Here is a 24,269-nt window from a genome sequence, read left to right on the forward strand (position 1 = left end):
CCTATTCTTACAGTCGGCCATATTTACGCATTATTTCAAGGACTTTTTCCCTGGGCAATTCCTCTACCTTGTGGCCCTGCGTTCCCTCCATTGTCCTGGCCATAAAAAGAGAGTTAATAATCGCCTCTTCGGTAGCCTCCATGGCGGCCAGAAAGAGCGGGGAAACAACATCGTTGGTCAGGAAAGTCGCAGTAGCAGTTGGCTCTGGCGCATCGTGCAGTACCCGGTTGGCAGTTGAGAAGGCAATAACGTAGTCGCCACTTCCGTTGGCTGCGATCCCGCCGGTTTGCGCCATGCCGAGGAATACCCTTTTCGCCAGCCTCTTCAAATTTCTCGCGTCAAGTGGCGCGTCCGTGGCGAGTACCATCATGCAGGAGCCGTCGGAAGATTTGTCGAGTGTTTCTTTAAATGCATATTTCCCAAGCTCCTGGCCGACAGGTACACCGTTGATTTTCAGTACGCCGCCGAAGTTGGTCTGAACCAGAACCCCCACCGTATAGCCGCCCAGCTTCTGCGGCAGTTTGCGCGACGCAGTTCCTATCCCGCCTTTCCAGCCGAAACAAACCGTCCCGGTTCCTGCGCCTACATTACCTTCGGCGACAGCGCCATTCTCGGCCTGCGCCAATGCATTCAAAATGTGCTCTTTACGAACATGGCGACCGCGGATATCATTTAAAAAACCATCATTTGTTTCTCCAACAACCGCATTGACAGAGCGTACGTTTTCGTTTCCTTTTTGTCCCAGCGTCCAGTCAATGATCGCGTCGGCGGCGGTGGGCACGTTGAGTGTATTGGTCAAAACAATAGGGGATTCAATGGTACCAAGTTCTTCCACCTGCGAATATCCGGTCATTTTTCCAAAACCATTACCGATGTACATCGCGGCCTGCACCTTTTGCTGGAACAAATTTCCGTCGTGCGGAACGATCGCGGTGACGCCGGTACGAATATCAGCTCCTTCGGCAAGGGTTACCTGGCCCACTTTCACGCCCGGAACATCCGTAATCGCATTCATTGCGCCCACAGGCAGCACGCCGATTTTAATACCCAAATCACGCGGCCGCGTTTGGGAAAATGATATAGCTGGCAAAAGTGCCAGTAGCAGCAGGAGAGGCTTTTTCATGGTCTTTTTATTTAAATGAAATATAACAAAAAAACCGCTGGCAAAATAGCAGGCCAGCGGTTTCAATATTTTCAAATATGCTGTTAATCGTCCTCAGGACGTGCTTTTGCAGGGTCGATGGTTGTTTCCATTCTGCTGATCGCCGACGAGCCGAAGAATCCCAGCGCTTTGGGGCCGCCTGGATTTGCATTCACCACATTGGATCTGATATTGGCGATCGGTGTAGCAAAAAGTCCGCCGTTTCCAGCCTGTTCACGGATTTGTTTCAAAAACTCAAAAGCTTCATTGGTAATGCTGTGCAACTCCACACCCACCTGATGCCCGGCGGAATAAAGCGTATCCGTCGTGATAGACTGGCGAAGTGGCAGAATAAATATCAGTCCGTCGGAAGGAGCTCCGGCTCCGAATGCAGCGTCATAAGCAATCGAAATGCTGGTTGCTTTGGGTACTTCCGGCTTTCCCCTGATCACCGGCTTGATCCAGTAAGTATCTCCTTCACCCACAAAATCACGCGCATAAAACTCGGCTATATAACCTTCACGCGGGCCTTTATCCGGTTCGAAAGGCAGTTTTTCTTTGGTATAAACAATTGAATCCACGGCAGGAACACGCTTTATTTCGGTACTGGAAGTGAAGGTTTCTGCACCCTGTTTGATCGTCAAAGTATATTTGCGGCCGATGTGACCTAGTGTGTCACCTGTTTTTTGCCAGATATAATTACCATTTCCCGCAGTATCCTCGAACTCGTAGATAGTGCCTTTGTCATCTTTAACGACCACTTCGGCATTCAGGACAGGTTTTGCAGGGGTATTATCGAAATAGCTCGCCGACCAGGTAAGTTTGATCGTTTGCGGGCCCGCCTGGTTAGTAATCCATCCATCGACCACCAGCTGCGGAGGTCCGGTTTGAGTTTCCAAATCGACCACATCTTCGCAGCCAGTAAGAAAAAACCCTCCTAGTAATGCTGCAAAGCCTATTTTTATAGCTGATTTATTAAAATATTTCATCGGATTCATGGCTGGTTAAAATTTGAAATTGTAAGTAATCGCAGGAATAAAGCTTCCTATCACCGCGTACCGTACAGCCTCTGTTTTCAATGCATTGTCTTCATTCACCCGCGTATAGATCGAAAATGGATTGCGGCGGTTGTATACATTGTAGCACGACAATACCCACTCGCCTTCGCCTTTTTTAAACAGCTTCTTTTTCGATTTTAAAGTAGCCGCCAGGTCGAGGCGGTGATAGGCGGGAATGCGGTTGTTATTTCTCCTGTTTTCAAAATTGTTGCCCACAGGCCAGCCGTTATACTCCCAGCGATTGGTAGGGAAAGTAGCGGGTGTACCCGAAGTGATCGTGAAATTGGCCGATAGCGAAAGTCGCTTACTCATTTCATAGATTGCAACGGAAGTGAAGTTATGCGGCTTGTCAAATCGGGCCGGAAACCAGTCGTTATTATTGATACTTTCTACCTGCCGCTCGGTTTTGGATAGCGTATAACTGATCCAGCCGGTTAGCTTTCCTTTGTTTTTCTTAAGATAAAATTCAGCACCATAGGCCCGGCCCTTTCCGAAAAGCAGATCTCCGGCAACAAATTGGTTCAGAAGGAGTTCAGAAGCAGGAACATAGTCAATTTGGTTATACAGTTTTTTATAGTAAACCTCCACCGAAGCTTCGTAGGTATTGTCTTTCAGGTTCTGAAACCAACCCAATGCAACCTGATCTGCCTTTTCCGGCTGTATAATCGGTGAGCTCAAAGTCCAGACGTCGAGCGGCGAGGCAGCTGCAGTGTTGGAAAGTAAATGCAGGTATTGCGCTGTACGATTGTAGCTGGCTTTGATAGAAGCATTGGAAGTTACCCCAATATTCAGCGAAGCCCGCGGTTCCCAGTTACCGTAACTTTTGATGACATCGCCCCTTTTGTATTGCACACCAGGGAAAACAGGCTCTTGGCGCTTTCCAACCTCGTCGGTGAAGTATTTGTATTCGGTACCTGGTCCCAGGCTGCGAAAGTAGGAGTAGCGGATGCCATATTGCAGGGAAATCCGTTCTGAAAACTTTTGCTCATTACCTATATAGATCGCCGATTCGTCCGCGTATTTAGGTTCCAGACTGATGTCGGTCGATTGTCCTTCCGACAGTGCGATTGCTCGGCCCGGGCGCGTATCATAATAAATGTACTGGCCACCGAAAGTCAGCTGATTATTTGGGGTAATGTAAAATGTAAAATCGGGTTTAATACTGGTGCTGATAATCTTCGACTTCCAGTCAAACTTATCTTTCGCATTAGGATCACTCGCATTTTGTCCGAGCGAATAGTCATAATTACTGTAATAGCCTGTCAGGTTCATGAACAGCTTATTGGAAAAAATGTGGTTCCAGCGAGCCGTAGCAGTAGCGTTTCCCCAGCCGAAGCCAAAGTCACCCCCGCCGAAGACATCTTTACCAAAGTAACCCGAAGCATAGAATGTGTCCTTATCACCTAGTTGGTAGTTAACTTTTGCTGTAAGATCATAAAAATAGAATTTCGAATCTCTCAGGTCAGAGTTCAGAAATGGCTTTGCAAGTATATCAATGTACGAACGGCGGCCTGCTACGATGAAAGATCCTTTTCCCTTAGCAAAAGGCTGCTCGTAAGTCAGCCTGGAAAAGATGGTGCCTATACCACCATTCACCTCACGTTTTTTGGAGTTACCTTCTTTCATTCTTACATCAAGAATGGAAGAAATTCTCCCGCCATATTGCGCGGGAATACCTCCCTTGATCAGTTTCACATCTTTCACCGCGTCAGGATTGAATACCGAGAAAAATCCGAAAAGGTGTGAAGAGTTGTAAACGGGTGCTTCGTCGAGCAATACCAGATTTTGAGAAACATCGCCGCCCCTGACATTAAAACCCGAAGCTCCTTCTCCCACGGTTGTCACCCCTGGAAGCAGCTGGATACTGCGTATCAAATCCACCTCTCCAAGCAATGCCGGCATTTTCCGGATGGTTTTCATTTCCACCTTGTTCACCGACATTTCAATGCTCCTTACATTTTCATCTTCCCGCTGCGTAGAAACCGTCACTTCCTGCAACTGGTTACTTTCGCCCTCCATTTCAATACTCACCGTCTTGTCCGCATCGAGAATTAATTCTTTGGTGACCTTTTGATAGCCTATGTAGCTGAAAACTAGTGTATAGTTCCCGCTAGGCAGCGTAATTGAGTAAAAACCGTAGGAATTGGTGACAACGCCTGTCGCGGCTTCGCGCACATAAACTGAAACGCCGATGAGCCCTTCTCCGTTGGCATTGTCCTTAACATAACCACTCACCGTATGCCGGTTTTGGGCAGTTACCTGAAAACAAACGCCGAGTAATAGCAGCAGTAGGTAAATTTTTCTGTTTTTCATTGGCTTAATTTTGGTTCGCGATTTTGAATTTTTTCTATTCAAAACACTGACAACTCAGTAGGGAATTCCCCTGTGACTTTGGGGATAAATGGTAAAATTGATTGACTTACCTCTGCAAAACAAGTTCTAATGGCAGTATAATGACAGAGAAAAATGATGAACTAGCAAAAAACGCGAATCAATGGTCAATGCAGACGAGCAAAGTGTTCCGATATATTTATAAATATTTCAAGAAATTTTTGCGACTATGCTGTGGTCGGAACATGCTGCCAGAAGCTGTGCCACCGTTTTTCCCGATTTGGGATCTAAAAACTCCGGGGCTATTTCAGCGAGCGGAATTAAAGTAAACTTGCGTTCGTGGAGGTGGGGATGTGGTAAAATGAGGGCGGAGCTGTCCTGGACCAAATCTTTGTAATACAGAATATCAATATCGATCAGCCTGGCGCCCCAGCGTATTTTGCGTATCCGGCCTATTTCCTGCTCTGTTTGCAGCAGGATTTTCAGAAGACTTTCCGGTTCTTCGGCAGAATCAATTTCAATTACCTGATTCAAAAACGCAGGCTGGTCAAGCAAACCCCAGGGTTCGGTTTCGTAGATCGATGATTGCGAAAGGATGGTTCCTGCATTTTCAGAGATCATTTGCCGTGCCTGCTGCAAAATCGCCGCGCGGTCGCCAAGATTGGATCCTAAAAGGAGAAAAATTTTTCCTGAACCGGTCATGCAACGAGTAGATGTAATAAAGTATATACACGAAAAAAGGACTTCCCGACGAAAAGAAGCCCTTTAAAATAAATTCGTAAAACCTTTTAGAACGTAAGTGTTCCTTTATCGTATGCTTTCTGTATAGTTGCTTCGATACCGTTTTTATTGATGGTACGAAGAGCCGATGCTGCTACTTTCAACGTAACCCATTCTCCTGTCGAAGGGAGGAAGAAACGTTTCTTCTGCAAATTCGGGAAGAATTTACGTTTTGTTTTATTGTTAGCGTGAGAAACGTTATTTCCAACGCGAGTTCTTTTACCTGTAATTTGACAAACCTTAGCCATAACCTTGCAATTTTTCCAAATGAGGGTGCAAAGATGTGTAAATATTTTTTTTTGAGCAACTCTTGAAAGAAAATATTTACAAAAAACACATTACCAGCGCATTCTGAATCCTACGCCGTGAATGTTATCAATACGGATTTCCGGATCGCCAGACAGGTATTTTCTTAGCCTTGATATAAAAACATCGAGGCTCCTGCCCATGAAATAATCATCGTCGCCCCAGATGGCTTTCAAAAGCTCGTCGCGGCGGACAACCGTGTCGGGACGCTCTGCGAGGTATTTTAAAACCTCAGCTTCCCGGAACGTGAGGTTCTGGCTGGTGCCATTTAGATTTAATGTAAGCTTTTGAAAATCAAACAAATAATTTCCAATGCTACTGGTGCTGGTCTTTGCCGTTGCTGCCTGCTCGGATTTACTTCTTCTCAAAAAGACATCAATCCGGAGTTTCAGCTCCTCAATGCTGAAAGGTTTGGTAACATAATCGTCGGCACCGAGTTTGAGTCCTTTGATTTTGTCTTCCTGCAAAGATTTTGCGGATAGAAAAAGGATCGGGACCTGGTTGTCGGAATCTCTGATCTTCTCAGCCAGCGTGAACCCGTCCATTTTCGGTAGCATAATATCCAGGACACAAATGTCGAAATGCTCTTTGCCAAAAAAGTCAAGCGCTTCCTTTCCGTCTGCCGCGTGAATTACCTCGAAATCATACTCTTCCAGATTGTCTTTCGTGGCGAATGCCAAATTTGGATCGTCTTCTACGTACAGGATTCTTTTTTTCATGCGTGTTGTTTCTGAGGAATATTGACCTTGAACGTGCTTCCTTTTCCCAATGTGCTTTCCAGTTCCAGCTTCCATCGGTGCGCCCTGACGATCTGTTTGACATAACTCAACCCGATCCCAAAGCCTTTTACATTGTGCACATCGCCGTAAGGAATACGGAAAAACTGGTTAAAAATCTTCTTCTGATATTCCGGTGCAATACCGATTCCCTGGTCACGGACGGCAATTACAAGACATTTTCCTTTGTTGTAAATATCCACTTCTACCTCCGGGATATCGTCGGAATATTTTAAAGCATTGTCAATGAGATTATTAATCATGCACCTGAAATGGAATGGATCTGCTTCAATAATTTTGTTGACAGTTTCATCCCGGAACTTGACCTTGTTTTCAAATGGCAGCAGGACCGACCTGATCACTTCTTCCACATTCAAATGCTCTTTTTGTAAAGTAAGCACATTCCGCTCAGCTTTGGCCATCGAGAGCACCATTTCCACCTGTCCCTGCAGCCTTACTATCTCATCCTGAACAATTTGGACATAACGCTTATGCCGTTTCGGCTGCGTCATAATATTTTCGGAGTTGAGCACATCGGCTGCAATCCGGATCGTAGAAATGGGCGTTTGGAGCTCGTGGGTCATATTATTTACAAAATCACGCTGCACTTCTGAAAGTTGTTTCTGTCTTAGTATCACAAAAAGCGCATAAGCAAAAAGTAGCACGGCCACGAGCACCAGCACCGAAGACCAGATTGCCCGGTTAATGCTCCCTGCAAAATAGGTTTCCTGCTCTGGAAAGCGAACTCCGAAATAATAAGGATACTTGTCGGTCTTGATCCAATTGGAAGTCTTTGCGGGGATCTTCGCGCTATTTTTTGTGCTCAGCGACATGCCGTAGCGCATTCGGTTGGTCGTACAATCGTAAATACCGACATCGAAGTCGGCGATCAGTTTGTATTTCTGAAAGCTCTCCTTAATAAATACTTCCAGCAGTTCGGGCTGTGTGGTGGAGTTGGTATTGACCAGAAAGTACTCCGGAGAAAGCTGCTCAACAGGGTTACTGGTTTGCATAACACCATTTACACGCGCCAGTTTCGCGGCCACATCCTGCAGGGCGACGTGGGCATTCTGGTTAAACTGCCGGTGTCGGAGATCCAGCGCCTGTTTAACCCAGAAAATCTGCGTGATCACCACGCCTATGATCAGAAGTGCAGAGAATACAGTAAGTGCCTGAATTGTTCGTCTTGACATTGCAGTAATATAATAGTCAAATTTAAGACCATTTACACTAATAAAATGGGTAAAAGAGGCGTAAACAGGCCAAACTAGCCCTCCTTAACATTCATTAACGCTTCGTCTTGTCGCTATAAATAGTACTGGACCAGTCCGTCGAGCGGGGTTTTGAGGATCCGGCCGGGCTGCAAGCCTTTCGAGGTAAGTACAGTTTGGAGGATATCCTGATAGTAGAAAGCGATCGATCCCGTGAAGTGGACGGGATACTGGTCCGCGTTTTTGTGTTTGAGGATATACTTTTCGGTAAAAAGGGAGAATGCTTCTCTGAGCAGATCGAGTATGTAGCTATTGCTCAGGTGTTCTGAAATGAATACAGAAAACGAGGCAAAAAAACGGTTTGGATAAGGCTTTTTATAGGCTTGGTCCAATATATAAAGTCTGTTTATTTCGGGGTACTTTTCTGCAAATTTTTGATGAAGATCGCCGGGTAAATCGTTTTGTAAATAATTGACTACAAGCGTTTTACCCAGATATGATCCACTTCCCTCGTCGCCCAGCCAAAAACCGAGCGAGCCGATCGAATGCACTATTTTTTCGCCGTCGTAAAATGCATTATTGGCCCCCGTTCCGAGAATGCATGCCAGTCCGGCGCTGTGTCCGCACAAACCGCGGGCTGCTCCGAGCATATCAGAAGCCACTTCTATTACCGAAGCTGAACGAATGCAATGCTTCAAAGCATCAGACACCGGCCGGCCCGATTTTTCATCCGCGCAGCCAGCGCCGTAAAAGAAGATCTTGTCAATATCGCCCTCAATATGCGGCAAAACCTGCTTATCGAGTACCGGAATGATCTCTTCGGCTAACTGGTAAAATGGATTAATGCCGGCAGACTGAAATGAGGCGACGCGCGCGCCTCCTTTTGTAACTACCCAATCTGTCTTGGTCGAGCCGCTGTCGGCTATTAAAAAGGTTGAATCCATGAAACCGGTTTTAGGATATTTTCTGTAATCTGCCGACTATCTGGAAGCGTTTAAAAACCTGGTCAGTGTGCGGCGCGTCGCCCAGTTCTTTGGTAAGGTCCTGGCCGGCCCAATGTTCATAATGGTGGCCGTTTCGCCATAACCTGGATGAAGTAACGTCATAAATGATCCCTTTGTAAGCACACCAGATATCCTCTTTATCCTGACCATTCCGGAGCGCCAGCTGCGCGCGCGTATATTCTTTCATGAAGGTAAATTTTGCCCTTAATTTAATGATACCAGCCGGCGGGCGTAAAATTAAAGTGATCTTGAATGAATATTTTGATATTCAGACTAAAAAGTAAGAACTTGGCGTTGTGTTAAGAAATTTTAGGAAACAGATCTATGAAAAAAAGTTACTCTCTGATATGGTGTATTGCCTTGGTTTTCACATTGATAACCGTAGGTTGTAAAGAGAAAGTGAAACCCGCTTCAGAGCGAATCGCCAAAGCATGGACAGCAGAATCTGTAAAGCACGGAGCTGCGGTAGCTTACACAAGAGGCGGATCCAGCAATCAATTTCCCGGCTATTCGGCATTCAGGCTGGCGCTTACCAATGCCTCAGGCGCAATGACCGTTTCATTTACTGATTTCGAAGGAAGTACATTTAACGGAACCTGGGCACTGGAAGGTGAAAGTAAATTGATACTGAGCGGCTTAACCCCGCAGCCAACCGGAACAGGCGGAACTATTGAGTTTACTATCAATTCCCTCGAAGATGCGAAACTGGTACTTACCCGCTTAAAAGGCAGCTCCAAAACCGGAGGGTCAATCAATGAATACACTTTGACAAATCCGTAGGTAACACATATACAACTTAATTTGATCGCGAAGCCATTTCTGACCGGAAGTGGCTTCGCTTTTTTGTCTAATTTTGCAGGATGGAAAGCAGAACAGAAATTAGCAGCCTGGGCGAATTCGGGCTGATTCAGAGAATAAATAAAGGGGTTACCAACACGCAGCCTGATACTGTAAGAGGTATCGGCGATGACGCAGCGGTAATTGATATTGGTGAAGAATACGGTTTGCTGACTACGGATACGCTGCTGGAAGGCGTGCATTTCGATCTGACCTTTTTTCCACTTAAACATTTGGGTTACAAGTCTATATCTGCCAGTGTTTCGGATATAGCTGCGATGAACGGGTATCCCCGACAGGTAACCGTCAATATCGCGATCAGCAACCGGTTTTCTGTGGAAGCGGTTGATGAATTTTATGCGGGTGTGAAAGCGGCCTGCAAGGATTTTAACGTAGACCTGGTTGGTGGAGACACCTCTTCGTCGAGATCAGGCTTACTGATCTCTGTGAGCGTATTCGGTAAGGTTAAAAAGGACAAGGTCGTTTACAGAAATACGGCAAAAGCGAACGATCTGTTGTGTGTCACCGGCGATTTGGGTGGCGCTTATCTTGGTCTTCAACTGCTGGAAAGGGAAAAGCAGGTTTTCCTGGCTAACCCGGAAATGCAGCCTGAGCTGGAAGGAAAAGATTACGTCATACAGCGCCAACTGCGGCCAGAGGCAAGAATGGACGTAATCTATGAGCTGGAAGAAGCGGGAGTGTTACCCACTTCAATGATCGATTTATCCGACGGGCTGGCTTCGGATCTGCTGCATATCTGCGCTCAGTCGGGAGTAGGAGCGGTTGTGTTTGAAGAACGTTTACCTGTTGATGAACAAACGTTCCTCGCTGCGACAGAACTGAATATCGGGCCGATCACTGCCGCATTGAATGGTGGTGAAGATTATGAGCTTTTATTTACTGTTTCTCAGGCCGATTATGAAAAGATTAAAAACAATCCCAAAATAAGTTTCATCGGTTATATCGCTGATAAAAGTGAAGGAGTATCGTTGCATACCAAAGCAGATAGCCGCGTTCCTATGACCGCGCAGGGCTGGACCTGATCTTTAATCTAAATAATAACGAAGAGGCACGACCGCGCAGGTTGTGCCTCTTCTGTTTTGAAATGAAACCCAAAAATAACACGCAACCATCGGAGGTTTTTGCCCGTATTCGGGATTAACCAATTCATCTCTAACAATAAAAAATGAATCCGATGAAAATCTTTTCGATTTCCCGCAGCCTGCTTGTGCTGGGATTACTCTCAATGATGATATCCTGCTCCGATGACGACGATAAACCAGAACCTGTTCCTAATGATGTAATGTTGAAAGAGGCCGGTTCATCAGGTAAAGTTTTGACAGATAAGGCGGGGAAAACCCTTTATTTTTTCACAAAAGACGCGGGTAACACATCTGTATGTACCGGCACCTGCTTAACCAAATGGCCGGTATTCTCGGTAGCCAATCCGGCTTCAATCAAGTTGGACGCAGGTTTGAAAGCTTCTGATTTCGCCAATATCACGCGCTCCGACGGCGTGACACAAACTACTTACAAAGGCTGGCCGCTCTATTATTTTCAGGATGATGCAGTTGCAGGAGATGTGAAGGGCGAAGGTGTGGGTAATATATGGTATGCAGCAAAAGCGAAGTATACTGTAATGCTTTCAAATGCGCAGCTGGTGGGAAATGACGGTAAATCTTATAAAGCCGACTATACAGAAGGCACAGCGGAAACGCAGTTTATCGTGGATAGTCTGGGCCGCACACTGTATGCATTTGCCCGCGATTCGTCGATGAACAACAATTGGACAACAAATGACGCGACGCACGACGCCACCTGGCCGATATACGAAGTTTCCAGCATCGAAGATGTTCCGTCAGGTTTGGATAAAACGCATTTCGGTACGATAACCGTTTTTGGTAAAAAGCAGCTGACGTATAAAGGCTGGCCGCTTTACTATTTCGGGCTGGATGCGATGACCAAAGGACCTACAAAAGGAGTAAGCGTACCGCGGCCGGGCGTTTGGCCGATCGTTAACAAAGAGTCACCGAATGCGCCTAACTAGATTGATTTATTACAAAGTGTGGAAAAGTGGCTTTCGAAAGGAAGCCGCTTTTTTATTTGCCCCAAACCGAAACCAGTTTTTCGAAAAGCTCCTGTAAAAACAATGTGCGTTTGCCAGCCAAACCGTCGCCCACGGGCTGATCGCCAATTTGCACCACAGGCATTACCCATTTCGTGGTACTGGTCGTAAAAACTTCGTCCGCCGTAATTACTTCCTGGTAGAAAATAGGTCTTATTTCTACTTCAAAATGCGGCTCTGCAAGTTCTAATACTACTTTTCTAGTAATACCATTTAATATATTACGATTGGAAGTGATCAGTTTGCCGTCGCGGAAAATGAAGATATTGCTTCTGGTCAGCTCGCTCACTTCATCGTTCTTATAAAACAAAAGATCGGCCGCCTGCTGCCTTTTCATTTCATCTGCCATCAAAACCATATGTACATAATTGGTGGTTTTGATTTCGGGCAGGTCGCGCACGTATTCATAGGGAATGACCTTAATACCTTTCAAACGGCCAGCCGGATTATCCTGCGGCAATGCCTCGGTACGGATCAGGAAGTTGGGCTGCACTACATTGACACTGTCCGGCGCATAACCGCCCGTGAGTACGAAACGAAATGCTACTTCCTGCTCCCCCGACAATGCGTGGAGGTCGGCGAGCACTTTTTCGGTTTCACTTTGGGAGATATTGACCGGCAGTTTGAGCAGTCGCGCCGAATTTTCAAAACGCTGCCAGTAATCGTCCCAGCGGAAAGGAATTCCATTGTAGGTCCTGAAATAGTCGAACAAACCGTATCCGCGCAGCAAACCGAGGTCGTTGGTTTTAAATACGGGCTGGTCTGTCGGGGTAATTTCTCCGTTGAAATACTGATGAAATGACATGCGGTTCTGAAAAAGGATTAGATTTTCAAAGTTATCACAATGTGTGGTAATAGCTTTAAAACAGCTCGAAATCGAATTAATACATAAAATGTTATCGGCAAGACAAGGAAATTCCGCTACTTTGCATAAGTCGCTTTAACCGGCTGGTAAGTTAATGTCTAATTTTGCGTCCTGATTAATCAGGCGATCCTGCACTTCGAATGGTTAACCCCGAGCAATTACTGCAAAAGCTTCAAGCCGAATTTGAAAAACATTCCTACGGGGATAATCCGGCTGAACTTTATGAGCCGATCAGTTATATTATGTCCCTGCACGGCAAGCGCTTCCGGCCATTGCTGACACTTTTGGCCTCGTCGATCTATTCCGAGGATCTTCTTCTTGCATTGAAGCCGGCTATGGCGGTTGAGGTTTTTCACAATTTTACACTGATGCACGACGATATTATGGACCGTGCGCCTTTGCGGAGAGGGAAACCTACCGTACATGAAAAATGGAATGCCAATACGGCCATTTTATCGGGTGATGTCATGCTGATCCGTGCTTATGATCTGCTTCTGGATATTCCGAAGGAAAAGCTCAGACTTGTGCTGTCGCGTTTTAACCAAACTGCCGCGGAAGTTTGCGAGGGCCAGCAGCTGGATATGAATTTTGAAACACGCTGGAATGTTACCGAGCAGGAATATCTGGAAATGATCCGTTTGAAAACATCGGTTTTACTTGGATTTGCGTTGGAATTGGGGGGAATAATAGGGGGCGCAGACGAAGAATCTGTACGTCTTCTTTATGCAGCCGGAGAAAATATGGGCATTGGGTTTCAGCTGAAAGACGATCTGCTGGATGTTTACGGTGACCCTTCCAAGTTCGGGAAGCAGGTGGGTGGGGATATTCTGGCAAACAAGAAAACTTTCCTGCTGATTGAAGCGCTGTCAAAAGCAGATGCTGCGACGAAAAGCGAGCTTGAGAAATGGATTTCTGTACCGGATTTCAACCCGGAGGAAAAAATCAATGCAGTGAAGGCGATTTACGAGACGTTGAACATCAGGACGTTTACAGAAAAAAAGATAAGCGAGTACTTCGAAATCGGGTTGCAAAACCTGCGCGATTTGAAAATAGAAAATGCCCGGAAAGAGCCGCTGCTCCAATTTGCACAGCAGCTTGTTGAACGGGAAAAATAATACAATTCTCTAATCCTTAATTTTATGTCACTTACCCTTCTTCTTGTCATTATAACATCGGGTATCAGTTATTATGCTTTCAACAATTACAGTTTGATGGATAAGCTGATCATGAACCCGTATAAAATCACCAAACGCAATGAATATTACCGGTTTGTAACATCCGGCTTTATCCATGCGGATTTCGGGCACTTAATCTTTAATATGCTCAGTTTGTGGTTCGTAGGCGAAGGTATCGAGCGGCTTTTTGGCATGTTGTTCGGTCCTAGCGGGTCCCTGTATTTCCTGTTTCTTTACATTGCCGGCATTATTGTTTCAGATATTCCAACTTTTTTGAAACACCGGAACAGCTCAAATTACAACTCACTGGGCGCTTCGGGAGGTGTTTCCGCTGTTTTGTTCGCAGCAATTCTCTTTGCTCCCACCATGACAATTTCCTTATATTTCTTCATCAAAATGAAGGCATTCATTTTCGGAATTTTGTTCCTGGGATACTCGCTGTACGAAGCAAAAAAGGGTACGAGTTACGTGAATCACAGCGCGCACATGTACGGCGCGATCTTCGGGATGGTCTTTATGGCAGTTGTTTACCCGGCGTCAGTGCCTGGGTTTTTCGAGCAAATCGGAGATTGGATAGGCACATTAAGGCCCTGAATTATTTCAATTCGGCAAGCACAGTAACACTTCCAATCGTTTTATCCTGCAGATTTACTTTGATTTCCGCGTCGAGGGGTATGAAGATGTCGACGCGGGAGCCGAATTTGATAAAGCCCATTTCGGTGCTCTGTTCCACCTGGTCGCCTTCCTTAACATACCAGCGAATGCGGCGTGCGGCAGCTCCTGCAATTTGCCTGAATAGTATATCAATGCCTTCTATGGTCCTGATCACGACGGTAGTACGCTCATTGTCGGTACTCGACTTTGGGTGCCAGGCTACGAGGTATAGGCCTGCGTGGTATTTGAAATACTGAATCACTCCGCTCACCGGGTTCCAATTGACGTGTACATTCAGCGGCGACATGAATATGCTGATTTGCCTTCTTGGTCCTTTAAAGTATTCAGTTTCCACTACTTCTTCAATCACTACCACTTTTCCGTCGCAAGGCGCAACGATTTGTCTGTCGCTTTTATGTACAACCCGTTTTGGAACGCGGAAGAACTGAACAACCAGTAAAAGGACGACAAAGCTGCCGATCAATACTAATCGGGGAATCCAGTAACCGTCAGGAAGAAGGTAATTGATTCCTAAGTTGATCAGTACCAGAACGATAATTGTAATCAGAATAATGGTATAGCCTTCCTTGTGAAGCTTCATGTTGATGGGAAATTGCGTTAGTGCCTTTCAATAATTGCAAATATCGTATAAATCCTGATTTTACGGCAGCAAAAAGCCCTGCCTTTCTGTTCAGGGAAGGCAGGGCTTGCATTATTTGTGTGAAAAATGGCTACTCAATTACTACACATTCACCATTTTTAACTTCTTGTTCTACTTTTTTAAACTTCACATCACGCAGAATCCGGCCGTCGCGGTATTGAACCGACACTTTCTGATTGCGATCTGCAATGCGCTCAATACGAACAGGTTGTGCTTTGGTAGTTGATTCCGTACGCGCATATCTGCTTTGATCGAGATCGAGGTCAATATCTTCTTCTTTGTTGGTATGCAGCTCAGGCGCTGGTGCCGGCCGGCGTACGATTTGTTGCACAGCAGTTGCCGGAACAGCCTCTTCCTGAGGAATATCCGCTTTCATAAGGAAAGAAATCATGTCGAAGTTCACTTTGCTCAAAAAGCGTTTGAACAATTCTACGGATTCAAATTTATAGATCAGCAAAGGATCTTTTTGTTCAAAAACCGCATTCTGCACGGATTGCTTCAGATCGTCCATTTCACGCAAATGCTCTTTCCATTCCTGATCGATCAGTGAAAGTACGATTGCTTTCTCCATTTCGTGGGTGATTTCCTTCCCTTCATTATCAATGGATTTTTTCAATCCAACCACCACCCCAGTCTGACGGATACCGTCGCTGAACGGTATCATAATCTCGGTTACAGTAGCACCCCTTTCAGTATAAATAGAGCGAAGTACCGGCAATGCTTTTTGCGAAATCGCATTGTTTTTGTCCTGATACTGCTTTTCAGCAGCTTCGTACAGGCGTTGCGAACGATCTGCGGGTTTGAATGAGCTGTACTCCGATTCACTAAAAGGAAGCTCCATTCCCAGCGTGGTGATGGCAGCCAGTTCCAGTTCGGCATAAGTGCCGGCTGTATTGATCAGCTCATCACACACGTCGAAGAGCGTATTGGCAATATCCACAGCCAAACGGTCGCCAAACAATGCATTTCGGCGACGGGTATAGATCGCATCACGCTGGTAGTTCATAACATCGTCATATTCCAGCAAACGCTTCCGCATTCCGAAGTTATTTTCCTCCACTTTTTTCTGCGCACGCTCGATCGACTTGGTGATCATGCTGCTTTGAATTACCTCTCCTTCTTCAAGACCCATTCTGTCCATTACCTTCGCCATCCGGTCGGAACCGAAAAGGCGCATCAGGTTATCTTCCAGAGAAACGAAGAATTGAGAAGAACCCGGGTCACCCTGGCGACCGGAACGACCGCGCAGCTGTCTGTCGACGCGTCGGCTTTCGTGCCTTTCAGTACCTATAATCGCCAATCCACCTGCTTTTTTCGCCTCAGGGGTCAGTTTTATATCTGTACCGCGACCGGCCATGTTGGTAGCAATCGTAACTGTCCCAGGCTTACCAGCCTCGGCTACCACTTCCGCTTCACGCTGGTGTTGTTTCGCATTCAGTACCTGGTGAGAAATCTTCCGCAGGGTAAGCATCCGGCTGATGATCTCCGAGTTTTCAACTGAAGTCGTACCCACCAAAACCGGCCTGCCGGCTTCCACCAGTTCCACGATTTCGTCTGTTACCGCATTGTATTTCTCACGTACCGAACGGTACACTTTGTCTTCGTGATCCTTACGAACAGCGGTTACGTTGGTCGGGATCGAGACAACGTCGAGCTTATAGATTTCCCAGAATTCACCAGCTTCGGTTTCCGCAGTACCCGTCATACCAGCCAATTTGTGGTACATCCGGAAATAATTTTGCAGGGTAACGGTCGCGTAGGTTTGAGTCGCGTCTTCAACCCGCACGCTTTCTTTCGCTTCAATAGCCTGGTGCAAACCATCAGAATAGCGGCGACCTTCCATGATACGGCCCGTCTGCTCATCAACAATCTTCACTTTACCGTCGATGATCACATATTCTACATCCTTTTCAAAGAGTGTAAATGCTTTCAGCAACTGGTTAACTGTATGGATTCTTGCCGTTTTGACGGAATAATCGCGGATCAGAGATTCTTTCTTGATAATGCGATCCTGCTCGCTGAGGGACAAATCTTTCTCAATTGCGTCGAGGTCAACTGCAATATCAGGCAGAATAAAGAAGTTAGTTTCTTCCGATTCTCCGGTCAAAAAGTCAATCCCTTTCTCAGTAAGCTCAATACTATTGTGACGTTCATCGATCGTGAAATAAAGCGGCGCATCAGCTACCGGCATCAATTTTTGATTTTCAGCCAGATAAATCGATTCAGATTCCTGCATCAAAGCTTTGATACCCGATTCACTGAGGTACTTTATAAGAGGCTTGTATTTCGGCATACCGCGGTGTGCACGGAACAATGCAAGTCCGCCTTCTTTTTTGTCTCCTGCTGCAATTTTCTTCTTCGCGTCATTTAAAAAATCCATTGCAAGCTTTTTCTGAGCTTCAACAATGCGTGAAACGCGCGGTTTTAATTCAATATATTCCTGTTCGTCGCCACGCGGAACCGGCCCGCTGATAATCAAGGGCGTACGCGCATCATCAATCAATACGGAATCAACCTCATCGACCATCGCAAAATGGTGTTTGCGCTGTACCAGCTCTTCCGTAGTCCGTGACATATTGTCACGCAGGTAATCAAAACCGAATTCGTTGTTTGTTCCGTAGGTCAGATCAGCCTTGTAAGCATTTCTTCTTGCGATGGTATTGGGCTGGTGACGGTCGATACAATCCACACTCAAACCGTGAAATTCGAAAAGGGGCGCGTTCCATTCGGCATCACGTTTGGCGAGGTAATCGTTCACAGTGACAATATGTACTCCCTGACCTGCGAGCGCATTCAAAAATGCAGGCAAGGTCGCAACAAGCGTTTTACCCTCACCCGTGGCCATTTCGGAAATTTTACCCTGGTGCAATACAACCCCGCCGATCAGCTGCACATCGTAATGCAGCATATTCCATTTAATAGGCTGGCCGATTACATCCCAGGTTGTATTCCAATGTGCCTTGTCGCCTTCAATCCTGATATGCGACTTTCTTGCCGCAACTTCCCGGTCAAAATAGTTGGCAGTAACTTCCAGCTGTTCGTTTTCCTTAAACCGGCGGGCAGTTTCTTTTACGATTGCAAATGCTTTTGGAAGAATTTCGAGCAAAACTCTTTCAAGCTCTTTGTTCCTGTCCAGTTCAAGTGCATCTATTTTTTTGAAAATAACCTCCTTGTTGTCCACATTCGGCTCATCGCTGGCCTGTTGTTTTGATGCAGCGATCTGGTCGTCAATGGATTTAAGCTGATCGGATATATGTTGTTTCAGGCCGGCTGACTGAGACCTGAGATCGTCATTCGATAAAGAAGCTAACAGCGCATATTCGGCATTGACTTTATCCACATACGGGGTCAATTCTTTCAAATCCCGTTCTGATTTGGTGCCAAACAGCTTGGAGAATATTTTAAACATGATTTATATATTTTATATCGTTCATTCTCAAAGAAAAAATTAAGCCTGTCTTAAAATCAATGCCAGTTTGTCAGCACAGAGGCTTATTTCGCCCCCAAAGGTAATTCATTGCCAATTCTGTTGCGCAACTTCTTTGATTTTCCTGAGAGTTGTTGTTAGGTAGTCACATTGCAAGGGGTATCCGCTTTCTAGACTCCTCTGCCCCTGGGAAGCCGCTAGTCCTTGACAGTTCAGTGCGACCGGGCTTGCACGAAGGAGGTTGTTAGTACTGGATGAGGTATTGGGAGATCAGCGTCGGGGATAGGGCATTTGGTAATTTACTTCGCTATCGATGCTCGCTAAGAGGGTGTTTGGGAATTAAGTTTTACTAATCGGCTTTATTCGTTGTAACATCAACTGAATATTGGCCAGAAAGAGCCAAGAAACAGAAGATGATACGGTATATTCATAATCTTTCACGATTCTACGAAAGAAATTAGTCCATGCGAATGTCCTTTCGACGACCCATCTTTTAGCGACTGGTATAAATCCACTTGCAGATTCTGGCTTTGAAGCTTTCTCAAAATCGATACCATTTTTCCTGATTTCATCCGCGAAAACGCCGTTATATGCTTGGTCTCCGTAAATCTTTATTAGACGTTCATCTTGGCAGATAAGGTCAGCCATGAAAGCAAGGGATGCGGGACCGTCGCCCTGATTTGCGGCATGAATATGTGCAAACCAGATCCGACCTTCGCTGTCAACTAGCACCTGCCTTTTACGTCCGTTTACTTTTTTATTGGCATCCGTGCCACGTAATTCACAAATCATAGGGGACAACTTAACGCTCTGGCTGTCAATACAAAGAATCGACGGATTTTTATCCCTATGAGCATTTATCCGGTCCATCTGGTTAACTGCCCGATTTATTTGCTCAATTACATTTTGCTTTTTCCACTGGCTGAAATACCAATATACTGCTTGCCAATGAGGAAAACAGGAAGGCAAATTTCGCCATTGGCAGCCTGTACGAAGTATGTAGAGAAGTGCATCCATCACCTCCCTCAAATTCAGTTTTCTCTTTCTTTTTAGATTCAAAAATGGTGATATTGCCGCCCATTGGAGATCGGTCAGTCTAGTAAACTGTTTAATCAATGCTTTAATGTTTCGTCACTGCAAAGATGGTACGATCTCCATTCCTTGCAATTCCCAAACACCTTCTAAGAAAGTATAAAAATCATTAGACAGGGAACAGGGTGCCATTTTAAAAGATGCAAGCCGAGGGATATGGGGGAAGGAAAGCTCCGTAAAATGACAAATCTAAAGTGAAAATTCGATTAGATTGAAAACGGATAAAGCCTCTAATAGACCAACTTTTTGGAAAAAAGGGCTTTGCAAATATTTGTTTGAGAATCCCAGGGATTCATATTTTGCGGAGCAAAATATATTTTTGAAAGAGATAGCTGAAATTCGCGATGATTATTGTGATCAAAATTTGGGACGTGGTTGCCCAGAATCCACACTTTTCAACAAAAAAATAAAGTAGAAAATAGTTTAGCAACAGATTTAAAAAATGTAAGAAAATATAGGCGGAGAGTTGTTCTATACTTCTAAGCTGTGATTCAATAAACACAACGTATTTAGAGAAGAAAAAGCCCAAAGGAAAACTGACAGAAAGCGATATGAAGTAAGCGCAAGAATATTTCGTAAGCGATATGTTCCCTAACCGTACAATCTCAACCTCTTTTCGATCCACTATCTGACTTATCACAAAGAAGTCAAGAAGAAAATTGTAGCTGACGAAGAATATGCCAAGGCTAATAGCTGTTAAAAATAAGCCGCAACAAATGTATCGAAAGGAATGAATTGATAAAAAGTGTCTAACCAGTGGGTAAAATAAATCAACAATATTCATACTCATCTACTTCTCAGCCATTACAAAGAAATCCATGCATTCATCTTTTACGGAATCGAGGTAATAATCGGAATACGTGATATTGTTGCATATATTGACATTCTGCCTATATAATAGTATCCGGTTAATGTTATTGGCAAGATTGTAAGGAATCTTCCAGAGTGCAGATGGCAGTTTATGTTGTAGATTGAAAATATCTAAGCGACTAAATTTTTTTACGCTCATTTTATTTGCTTCATAATATTGCATAACATTATTATTTCCATATACTCCCAGTAATTCGTATTTATCAAAACTCCCGTTAATATTTTTTGAATAGTTTTTGTACTATATTCTCTTACATGATGCGGATTTCGCGTCAGTGACATGAGATTATTGGGAGTAGTGAGAATAAGCTTTCCACCCGGCCTCAGAATGCGACGTATTTCGGCTATTAAGATATTATCTTCTTTAATATGTTCAATGACTTGAAAGCAGATTACAGTATCAAACGAATCATTCCCTATGTTATTCAGATTTGGCAATTTGCTTCTGAAAATTCCGCAATTTGAATGACTGTATTTTTGACTGGAAATATATTTGTCGACTCCTGCAACCCATACACAGTTAGGAGCCAATATATCTAGGCCATACCCTGTGCCGCATCCGAGCTCAATTACTATACCCTTCAAATGCTTAATTGCTTCTTTGTAGGCAAAAACGTGTCGCTGAAAAACATAGTTGTCAATCTGATGTGAAATATTTACTCTTTCGGCTGTGTTCAATAGTGCTATCATAGTGCTCATTCGTTTTGAGTAAGTCACAAATAGCAAACAACACCCTTATCTCATTATTGAAAATTATAGAACAATCCGATAGACAATCCAATCCATTTCTTTTTGTATGAGGATTTTTCTACGGAAAAACTATTTTGAATAATAAATGGAGGAGACAAAAGGCTCAGTTCATCCTCATACCATTTGGATCCAAAGGGGAAATTATAGACAGATGTTGCGACACCACTAACAAGATAGCTTGTACGTAAAATGTTAAAAGTAGGCCCGATTTTAACCATATATTTTGATGTGAGTTTATTATTCCAGGATAAGGTAACAGTATAGAGTTGGCCATTTATAGTGTCACTTTTTCTTGATGGGCGACGGCTGAATGAGACATTCTGCTTCAGGAAACCGATAGTCGCATTTAGTTGACACTGAGACTTGCTGTTGTCATTCAATATTGAACCTAAGCCAAGCCTCCAATTGGGGATTTCATAGTTTGTGCCAATGGAGGATAGCAGATGTATTGGCTTTAATCCAATTTCGAATGCAATGTTTGTGTAAGATGTTTCGGATGCATAGAATCCGGCGTGTAAATGCCATTTTGGCGATGAGGTTGACTCGGACAGGCTTTCTATCACACCTATTGAATGGCCTAATTTAATAGGTACGAGATTAGTGATCTGTTTCAAATTGGGTGTCGCTAGTGGTAAAGGCTTCCAAGTTTTACTGTTCATCAATCGAAGGCCGGTTTGTTGCTGATTACTTAGTCCATGGCTCATACTACTTCTTGAAGAATCAATTGAGAGTTGAGCTCCCCCGATGTGCAGGTTCTTAAAATTCTCAATTTTATCATGGGTATTTCTCCCAATTTCTCCGACTATTTGTTTTGGTGAAGCGCTATGTGTCTTATTTAACGGTCTTAAACGTTTTGGAATACTCTTCTTTTGAATTATTACGTATTCCCCTAAAATCTGATAGTTTAAGGGGGTTGTTCTACTCATGTGCACCAATAGCTGCAAAATCGTACATTTTTTTCTTGGTATTATAATTTCAGTCTTACTTATTGTCGCGGAATTAAATGAAAGCCTGATAGTAGTCTTCTGGTGTATGTATTTTGTCAATGAGTCCAAGGAAATCTTGTCTTCAATTTCTAGTTTGTGAAGTAGCCCGGAGGCTATCTTGCTTTGAGAAAAGACGTTCGCTTGAAACCCAATTATTAAAAGTACCTTCGCCAAACTATGCCACATTTTATTCGCATTTATCTCCTATTATAATAATCTTGTCGGTTCCTGATACACTCTTATATTCTAGTTTTAGCGTATAGGCAATGATATCTAATATTTCTTCCAGCGATTTATTTTCAAACCGGGAGGTGATCCTGCAATCTCTAATATCTAAATCTGTAAATTGAAACCGCACTTTATAGTCTTTTTCAAGAATGATAAGAACTTCATGTAGAGGGGTGTCCTTGAAATCCAGAATATGACTATCTAAGCTGGATTCTTTGATTGGCGGATGCCTAGGATATAATCTATTGCTACTTTCTCGCTTATAAATACTTTCAGAACTTCTTTGCTTATTGCTTTGAACTATCACTTTATTTGCCGAGCCAAAGGTAATCGTATCGGAAAGGTTGTTAAAGCTAACCATTAGTACGAGAATAGCGTTAATTGCGGACGTTATGGTTATGAGTGGATATCCTTTCCCAGAAATCATTTCAGTCGAGTAATGTGCTTTTTCGGTCATTGATCTCAGTTTCCGTAGCTGCAACCTTGTTTCTGCCCATTCAGCTCTCGTGTTGGGTAATTGGTAGCGTTCATGTTGAAAGGTTATCTCTATTGTTTTCCACAAACGCTGGAATTCTTTTTGATTGGATATGGATTGACTCAACCAAAGCTCGACCTTACAGGCTTCGTCTGGTGACGCTTCACCGAGTATGTATTTTGTCAGAATGGATTGTATATCTGTCATGACATATTCAGTTAATATTTTCTATTATAGAAATCAAGCAAAACAAAAGATCTGCCAGCTCTAAGCGTAAAATTTTTAATGCTTTTGTCATTTGCGCTTCAACGGTCTTAACTGCAATTCCCAATTCCGCTGCAACTTGTGAGTACGTTTTTCCCTCTTCCCTACTTTTGATAAATATAATTTTGCATTGGGGTGGTAGCTTGTTTAATGCAGCATCAATTGAGTTCTGCATTTCTTTGATTTCGATTGAGGTAATGCCACTTTCTGCACTATTTAATTTTTCAGAAGTCCGATCCAAGTCGACAAAGTTTTGTGACCGGCTCTGGTGATTGATACAATGGTTGTAAACGGCACGGAAAAGATAGGACTGCAGAGAAACTTTAATTTCAAGCGCGTCTGTTCGTTCCAGGAGTGAAAGGAATACTTTTTGGACAACATCTTTGGCTGTTTCATTCTCTTTTAGAAGCGTAAATGCATATCTATACAAAGCTTCATAATGCTTGTTAAATGCTTCCTCGATTGCCTTTATCAGGAGATCTTGTTTAGTCATTCCTTGCTACATTTCAATGCTAATGTGTGCTCATATAAAATACTCTTAGGGCAAAGACACCAAATCATGATCATACCCTTATCGAGTACTCGCCTCAGACATTTAAGATGTTCCGGGATTACCTTTAAATAATTATTGTGATTTGATTTTGAGGAAGCTTAGGTGGATCTGGTGCGAATTCGACCTCTTTCTGCTTGCGATGGGGCTGGGAGGAGATATAAAATTTATTTATTTAACGGTGGGTTAATTTTCAGTCACTAGCGTTGTTTTCTGTGGAACAATCGCATTATCTAACACTTGACAGTCATATAATCCGTCACCTCACACCACTAAATAAAACCCCCGCTAACGGCAAAAAGCCGTTTGTAAAGAAAACAATCAACTACTAGGTAATGCATAGTAGCTTTGAATCATCAAATCAAAATAAACGCTATTAGCCATGAACCATAACAGATTATACCGGAACACAGCCAACAAAATGATCGGTGGAGTAGCTTCCGGACTTGCAGATTACTTTCAGATCGACGTAACGATCGTCCGTGTTTTATTCGTACTGGCAGTCTTTGTCCCAGTCACATTTCCGATCGTCCTGTTTTACATTATCCTCTGGATCGTGATGCCGGATATTGCAAAAAGACCAAAATCAATCATTGAGGAGAATTTTCACTCCTAGATCTTAACAATCCATCAGTAAAGACTTCGTAGTTGCAAACCGCCGGAAAACAAATTCCGGCGGTTTGTTGTTTTAGGTTAAATTTCT

24 protein-coding genes are annotated in these 24,269 nt (G+C 44.0%); 6 read left to right on the top strand and 18 right to left on the bottom strand.

Annotated features, from left to right (window positions below; genetic code table 11):
- Nucleotides 1–7 precede the first annotated feature (7 nt).
- The 9 genes from FXO21_RS11345 to FXO21_RS11385 form a co-directional block, all read right to left on the bottom strand.
- Nucleotides 8–1,123 (bottom strand): DmpA family aminopeptidase, encoded by a 1,116-nt coding sequence (locus tag FXO21_RS11345; protein WP_149640174.1) that lies wholly within the window; start codon nucleotides 1,121–1,123, stop codon nucleotides 8–10.
- Between the two features lie 83 nt (nucleotides 1,124–1,206).
- A complete protein-coding gene (locus FXO21_RS11350) occupies nucleotides 1,207–2,139 on the bottom strand; it encodes a DUF4249 domain-containing protein (RefSeq protein WP_225865653.1) in 933 nt (310 codons plus the stop codon).
- A 6-nt stretch (nucleotides 2,140–2,145) separates the two neighbouring features.
- Nucleotides 2,146–4,512 (bottom strand): TonB-dependent receptor, encoded by a 2,367-nt coding sequence (locus FXO21_RS11355; protein ID WP_149640175.1) that lies wholly within the window; start codon nucleotides 4,510–4,512, stop codon nucleotides 2,146–2,148.
- Between the two features lie 228 nt (nucleotides 4,513–4,740).
- The gene (gene folK / locus FXO21_RS11360; RefSeq protein ID WP_149640176.1) at nucleotides 4,741–5,232 is read right to left on the bottom strand and encodes a 2-amino-4-hydroxy-6-hydroxymethyldihydropteridine diphosphokinase; all 492 of its coding nucleotides are present in this window, start codon (nucleotides 5,230–5,232) and stop codon (nucleotides 4,741–4,743) included.
- A gap of 86 nt (nucleotides 5,233–5,318) precedes the next feature.
- Nucleotides 5,319–5,558, bottom strand: a complete 240-nt coding sequence (gene rpmB, locus FXO21_RS11365; protein WP_149640177.1) for a 50S ribosomal protein L28 — start codon at nucleotides 5,556–5,558, stop codon at nucleotides 5,319–5,321.
- 90 nt (nucleotides 5,559–5,648) lie between these two features.
- Nucleotides 5,649–6,335 (bottom strand): response regulator transcription factor, encoded by a 687-nt coding sequence (locus FXO21_RS11370; RefSeq protein WP_149640178.1) that lies wholly within the window; start codon nucleotides 6,333–6,335, stop codon nucleotides 5,649–5,651.
- Nucleotides 6,332–7,585: a sensor histidine kinase gene (locus FXO21_RS11375; RefSeq protein WP_149640179.1), complete on the bottom strand. Its 1,254-nt coding sequence runs from the start codon at nucleotides 7,583–7,585 to the stop codon at nucleotides 6,332–6,334. The genes FXO21_RS11370 and FXO21_RS11375 overlap by 4 nt, the downstream gene beginning before the upstream one ends.
- A 113-nt stretch (nucleotides 7,586–7,698) precedes the next feature.
- Nucleotides 7,699–8,547, bottom strand: a complete 849-nt coding sequence (locus FXO21_RS11380) for an N-acetylglucosamine kinase (protein WP_149640180.1) — start codon at nucleotides 8,545–8,547, stop codon at nucleotides 7,699–7,701.
- 10 nt (nucleotides 8,548–8,557) lie between these two features.
- The gene (locus tag FXO21_RS11385; protein ID WP_149640181.1) at nucleotides 8,558–8,794 is read right to left on the bottom strand and encodes a cytochrome b5 domain-containing protein; all 237 of its coding nucleotides are present in this window, start codon (nucleotides 8,792–8,794) and stop codon (nucleotides 8,558–8,560) included.
- Nucleotides 8,795–8,931: 137 nt separating this feature from the next.
- Here FXO21_RS11385 and FXO21_RS11390 point away from each other — a divergent pair, with 137 nt between their 5' ends.
- The 3 genes from FXO21_RS11390 to FXO21_RS11400 all read left to right on the top strand — a co-directional run bounded on the left by FXO21_RS11390 (nucleotide 8,932) and on the right by FXO21_RS11400 (nucleotide 11,491).
- On the top strand, nucleotides 8,932–9,387 hold the full coding sequence (locus FXO21_RS11390) for a hypothetical protein (RefSeq protein WP_149640182.1): 456 nt from the start codon (nucleotides 8,932–8,934) through the stop codon (nucleotides 9,385–9,387).
- An 80-nt stretch (nucleotides 9,388–9,467) separates the two neighbouring features.
- The gene (gene thiL / locus FXO21_RS11395; RefSeq protein ID WP_149640183.1) at nucleotides 9,468–10,487 is read left to right on the top strand and encodes a thiamine-phosphate kinase; all 1,020 of its coding nucleotides are present in this window, start codon (nucleotides 9,468–9,470) and stop codon (nucleotides 10,485–10,487) included.
- Between the two features lie 152 nt (nucleotides 10,488–10,639).
- Nucleotides 10,640–11,491, top strand: a complete 852-nt coding sequence (locus tag FXO21_RS11400; RefSeq protein WP_149640184.1) for a hypothetical protein — start codon at nucleotides 10,640–10,642, stop codon at nucleotides 11,489–11,491.
- Nucleotides 11,492–11,543: 52 nt separating this feature from the next.
- On the opposite strand, the gene FXO21_RS11405 is transcribed toward FXO21_RS11400, so the two are convergent.
- Nucleotides 11,544–12,374, bottom strand: a complete 831-nt coding sequence (locus tag FXO21_RS11405) for an aminotransferase class IV (RefSeq protein WP_149640185.1) — start codon at nucleotides 12,372–12,374, stop codon at nucleotides 11,544–11,546.
- A 200-nt stretch (nucleotides 12,375–12,574) separates the two neighbouring features.
- Between FXO21_RS11405 and FXO21_RS11410 the strand changes: the two genes are divergently transcribed.
- Both FXO21_RS11410 and FXO21_RS11415 read left to right on the top strand, forming a co-directional pair.
- A complete protein-coding gene (locus FXO21_RS11410) occupies nucleotides 12,575–13,549 on the top strand; it encodes a polyprenyl synthetase family protein (RefSeq protein WP_149640186.1) in 975 nt (324 codons plus the stop codon).
- A gap of 24 nt (nucleotides 13,550–13,573) precedes the next feature.
- Nucleotides 13,574–14,203 carry a rhomboid family intramembrane serine protease gene (locus tag FXO21_RS11415; protein ID WP_149640187.1) on the top strand — a complete coding sequence of 210 codons (630 nt, stop codon included), beginning with the start codon at nucleotides 13,574–13,576 and terminating at the stop codon, nucleotides 14,201–14,203.
- A gap of 1 nt (nucleotide 14,204) precedes the next feature.
- Here the strand turns inward: FXO21_RS11415 and FXO21_RS11420 are convergent, their stop codons facing one another.
- The 8 genes from FXO21_RS11420 to FXO21_RS11455 all read right to left on the bottom strand — a co-directional run bounded on the left by FXO21_RS11420 (nucleotide 14,205) and on the right by FXO21_RS11455 (nucleotide 23,509).
- Nucleotides 14,205–14,864, bottom strand: coding sequence for a phosphatidylserine decarboxylase family protein (locus tag FXO21_RS11420; protein ID WP_149640188.1), 660 nt, complete (start codon nucleotides 14,862–14,864; stop codon nucleotides 14,205–14,207).
- Between the two features lie 130 nt (nucleotides 14,865–14,994).
- Nucleotides 14,995–18,333 carry a preprotein translocase subunit SecA gene (secA, locus tag FXO21_RS11425; RefSeq protein WP_149640189.1) on the bottom strand — a complete coding sequence of 1,113 codons (3,339 nt, stop codon included), beginning with the start codon at nucleotides 18,331–18,333 and terminating at the stop codon, nucleotides 14,995–14,997.
- Nucleotides 18,334–18,690: 357 nt separating this feature from the next.
- Entirely contained in the window at nucleotides 18,691–19,467 is a 777-nt protein-coding gene (locus FXO21_RS11430; RefSeq protein ID WP_149638781.1) for an IS5 family transposase, read from the bottom strand.
- Nucleotides 19,468–19,735: 268 nt separating this feature from the next.
- Nucleotides 19,736–20,233, bottom strand: coding sequence for a GtrA family protein (locus FXO21_RS29205; protein WP_149640190.1), 498 nt, complete (start codon nucleotides 20,231–20,233; stop codon nucleotides 19,736–19,738).
- A 215-nt stretch (nucleotides 20,234–20,448) separates the two neighbouring features.
- Nucleotides 20,449–21,003 (bottom strand): class I SAM-dependent methyltransferase, encoded by a 555-nt coding sequence (locus tag FXO21_RS11440; RefSeq protein ID WP_192579207.1) that lies wholly within the window; start codon nucleotides 21,001–21,003, stop codon nucleotides 20,449–20,451.
- Between the two features lie 53 nt (nucleotides 21,004–21,056).
- Entirely contained in the window at nucleotides 21,057–21,989 is a 933-nt protein-coding gene (locus tag FXO21_RS11445; protein ID WP_149640192.1) for a hypothetical protein, read from the bottom strand.
- Between the two features lie 247 nt (nucleotides 21,990–22,236).
- Complete coding sequence (locus tag FXO21_RS11450) at nucleotides 22,237–22,959, bottom strand: DUF4974 domain-containing protein (protein WP_149640193.1); 723 nt, start codon at nucleotides 22,957–22,959, stop codon at nucleotides 22,237–22,239.
- Between the two features lie 7 nt (nucleotides 22,960–22,966).
- The gene (locus FXO21_RS11455; protein ID WP_149640194.1) at nucleotides 22,967–23,509 is read right to left on the bottom strand and encodes an RNA polymerase sigma-70 factor; all 543 of its coding nucleotides are present in this window, start codon (nucleotides 23,507–23,509) and stop codon (nucleotides 22,967–22,969) included.
- A gap of 439 nt (nucleotides 23,510–23,948) precedes the next feature.
- Between FXO21_RS11455 and FXO21_RS11460 the strand changes: the two genes are divergently transcribed.
- Entirely contained in the window at nucleotides 23,949–24,182 is a 234-nt protein-coding gene (locus FXO21_RS11460) for a PspC domain-containing protein (RefSeq protein ID WP_149640195.1), read from the top strand.
- Nucleotides 24,183–24,269: the final 87 nt, after the last annotated feature.

It is taken from the genome of Dyadobacter sp. UC 10 (assembly GCF_008369915.1).
In the GTDB taxonomy this organism is placed as follows: domain Bacteria; phylum Bacteroidota; class Bacteroidia; order Cytophagales; family Spirosomataceae; genus Dyadobacter.

Coding starts and splice junctions, on each gene's coding strand:
- FXO21_RS11345 (WP_149640174.1), bottom strand. CDS start 1,123: ATGAAAAAGCCTCTCCTGCTGCTACTGGCACTTTTGCCAGCTATATCA.
- FXO21_RS11350 (WP_225865653.1), bottom strand. CDS start 2,139: ATGAATCCGATGAAATATTTTAATAAATCAGCTATAAAAATAGGCTTT.
- FXO21_RS11355 (WP_149640175.1), bottom strand. CDS start 4,512: ATGAAAAACAGAAAAATTTACCTACTGCTGCTATTACTCGGCGTTTGT.
- folK (WP_149640176.1), bottom strand. CDS start 5,232: ATGACCGGTTCAGGAAAAATTTTTCTCCTTTTAGGATCCAATCTTGGC.
- rpmB (WP_149640177.1), bottom strand. CDS start 5,558: ATGGCTAAGGTTTGTCAAATTACAGGTAAAAGAACTCGCGTTGGAAAT.
- FXO21_RS11370 (WP_149640178.1), bottom strand. CDS start 6,335: ATGAAAAAAAGAATCCTGTACGTAGAAGACGATCCAAATTTGGCATTC.
- FXO21_RS11375 (WP_149640179.1), bottom strand. CDS start 7,585: ATGTCAAGACGAACAATTCAGGCACTTACTGTATTCTCTGCACTTCTG.
- FXO21_RS11380 (WP_149640180.1), bottom strand. CDS start 8,547: ATGGATTCAACCTTTTTAATAGCCGACAGCGGCTCGACCAAGACAGAT.
- FXO21_RS11385 (WP_149640181.1), bottom strand. CDS start 8,794: ATGAAAGAATATACGCGCGCGCAGCTGGCGCTCCGGAATGGTCAGGAT.
- FXO21_RS11390 (WP_149640182.1), top strand. CDS start 8,932: ATGAAAAAAAGTTACTCTCTGATATGGTGTATTGCCTTGGTTTTCACA.
- thiL (WP_149640183.1), top strand. CDS start 9,468: ATGGAAAGCAGAACAGAAATTAGCAGCCTGGGCGAATTCGGGCTGATT.
- FXO21_RS11400 (WP_149640184.1), top strand. CDS start 10,640: ATGAAAATCTTTTCGATTTCCCGCAGCCTGCTTGTGCTGGGATTACTC.
- FXO21_RS11405 (WP_149640185.1), bottom strand. CDS start 12,374: ATGTCATTTCATCAGTATTTCAACGGAGAAATTACCCCGACAGACCAG.
- FXO21_RS11410 (WP_149640186.1), top strand. CDS start 12,575: ATGGTTAACCCCGAGCAATTACTGCAAAAGCTTCAAGCCGAATTTGAA.
- FXO21_RS11415 (WP_149640187.1), top strand. CDS start 13,574: ATGTCACTTACCCTTCTTCTTGTCATTATAACATCGGGTATCAGTTAT.
- FXO21_RS11420 (WP_149640188.1), bottom strand. CDS start 14,864: ATGAAGCTTCACAAGGAAGGCTATACCATTATTCTGATTACAATTATC.
- secA (WP_149640189.1), bottom strand. CDS start 18,333: ATGTTTAAAATATTCTCCAAGCTGTTTGGCACCAAATCAGAACGGGAT.
- FXO21_RS29205 (WP_149640190.1), bottom strand. CDS start 20,233: ATGAGTATGAATATTGTTGATTTATTTTACCCACTGGTTAGACACTTT.
- FXO21_RS11440 (WP_192579207.1), bottom strand. CDS start 21,003: ATGATAGCACTATTGAACACAGCCGAAAGAGTAAATATTTCACATCAG.
- FXO21_RS11445 (WP_149640192.1), bottom strand. CDS start 21,989: ATGAGTAGAACAACCCCCTTAAACTATCAGATTTTAGGGGAATACGTA.
- FXO21_RS11450 (WP_149640193.1), bottom strand. CDS start 22,959: ATGACAGATATACAATCCATTCTGACAAAATACATACTCGGTGAAGCG.
- FXO21_RS11455 (WP_149640194.1), bottom strand. CDS start 23,509: ATGACTAAACAAGATCTCCTGATAAAGGCAATCGAGGAAGCATTTAAC.
- FXO21_RS11460 (WP_149640195.1), top strand. CDS start 23,949: ATGAACCATAACAGATTATACCGGAACACAGCCAACAAAATGATCGGT.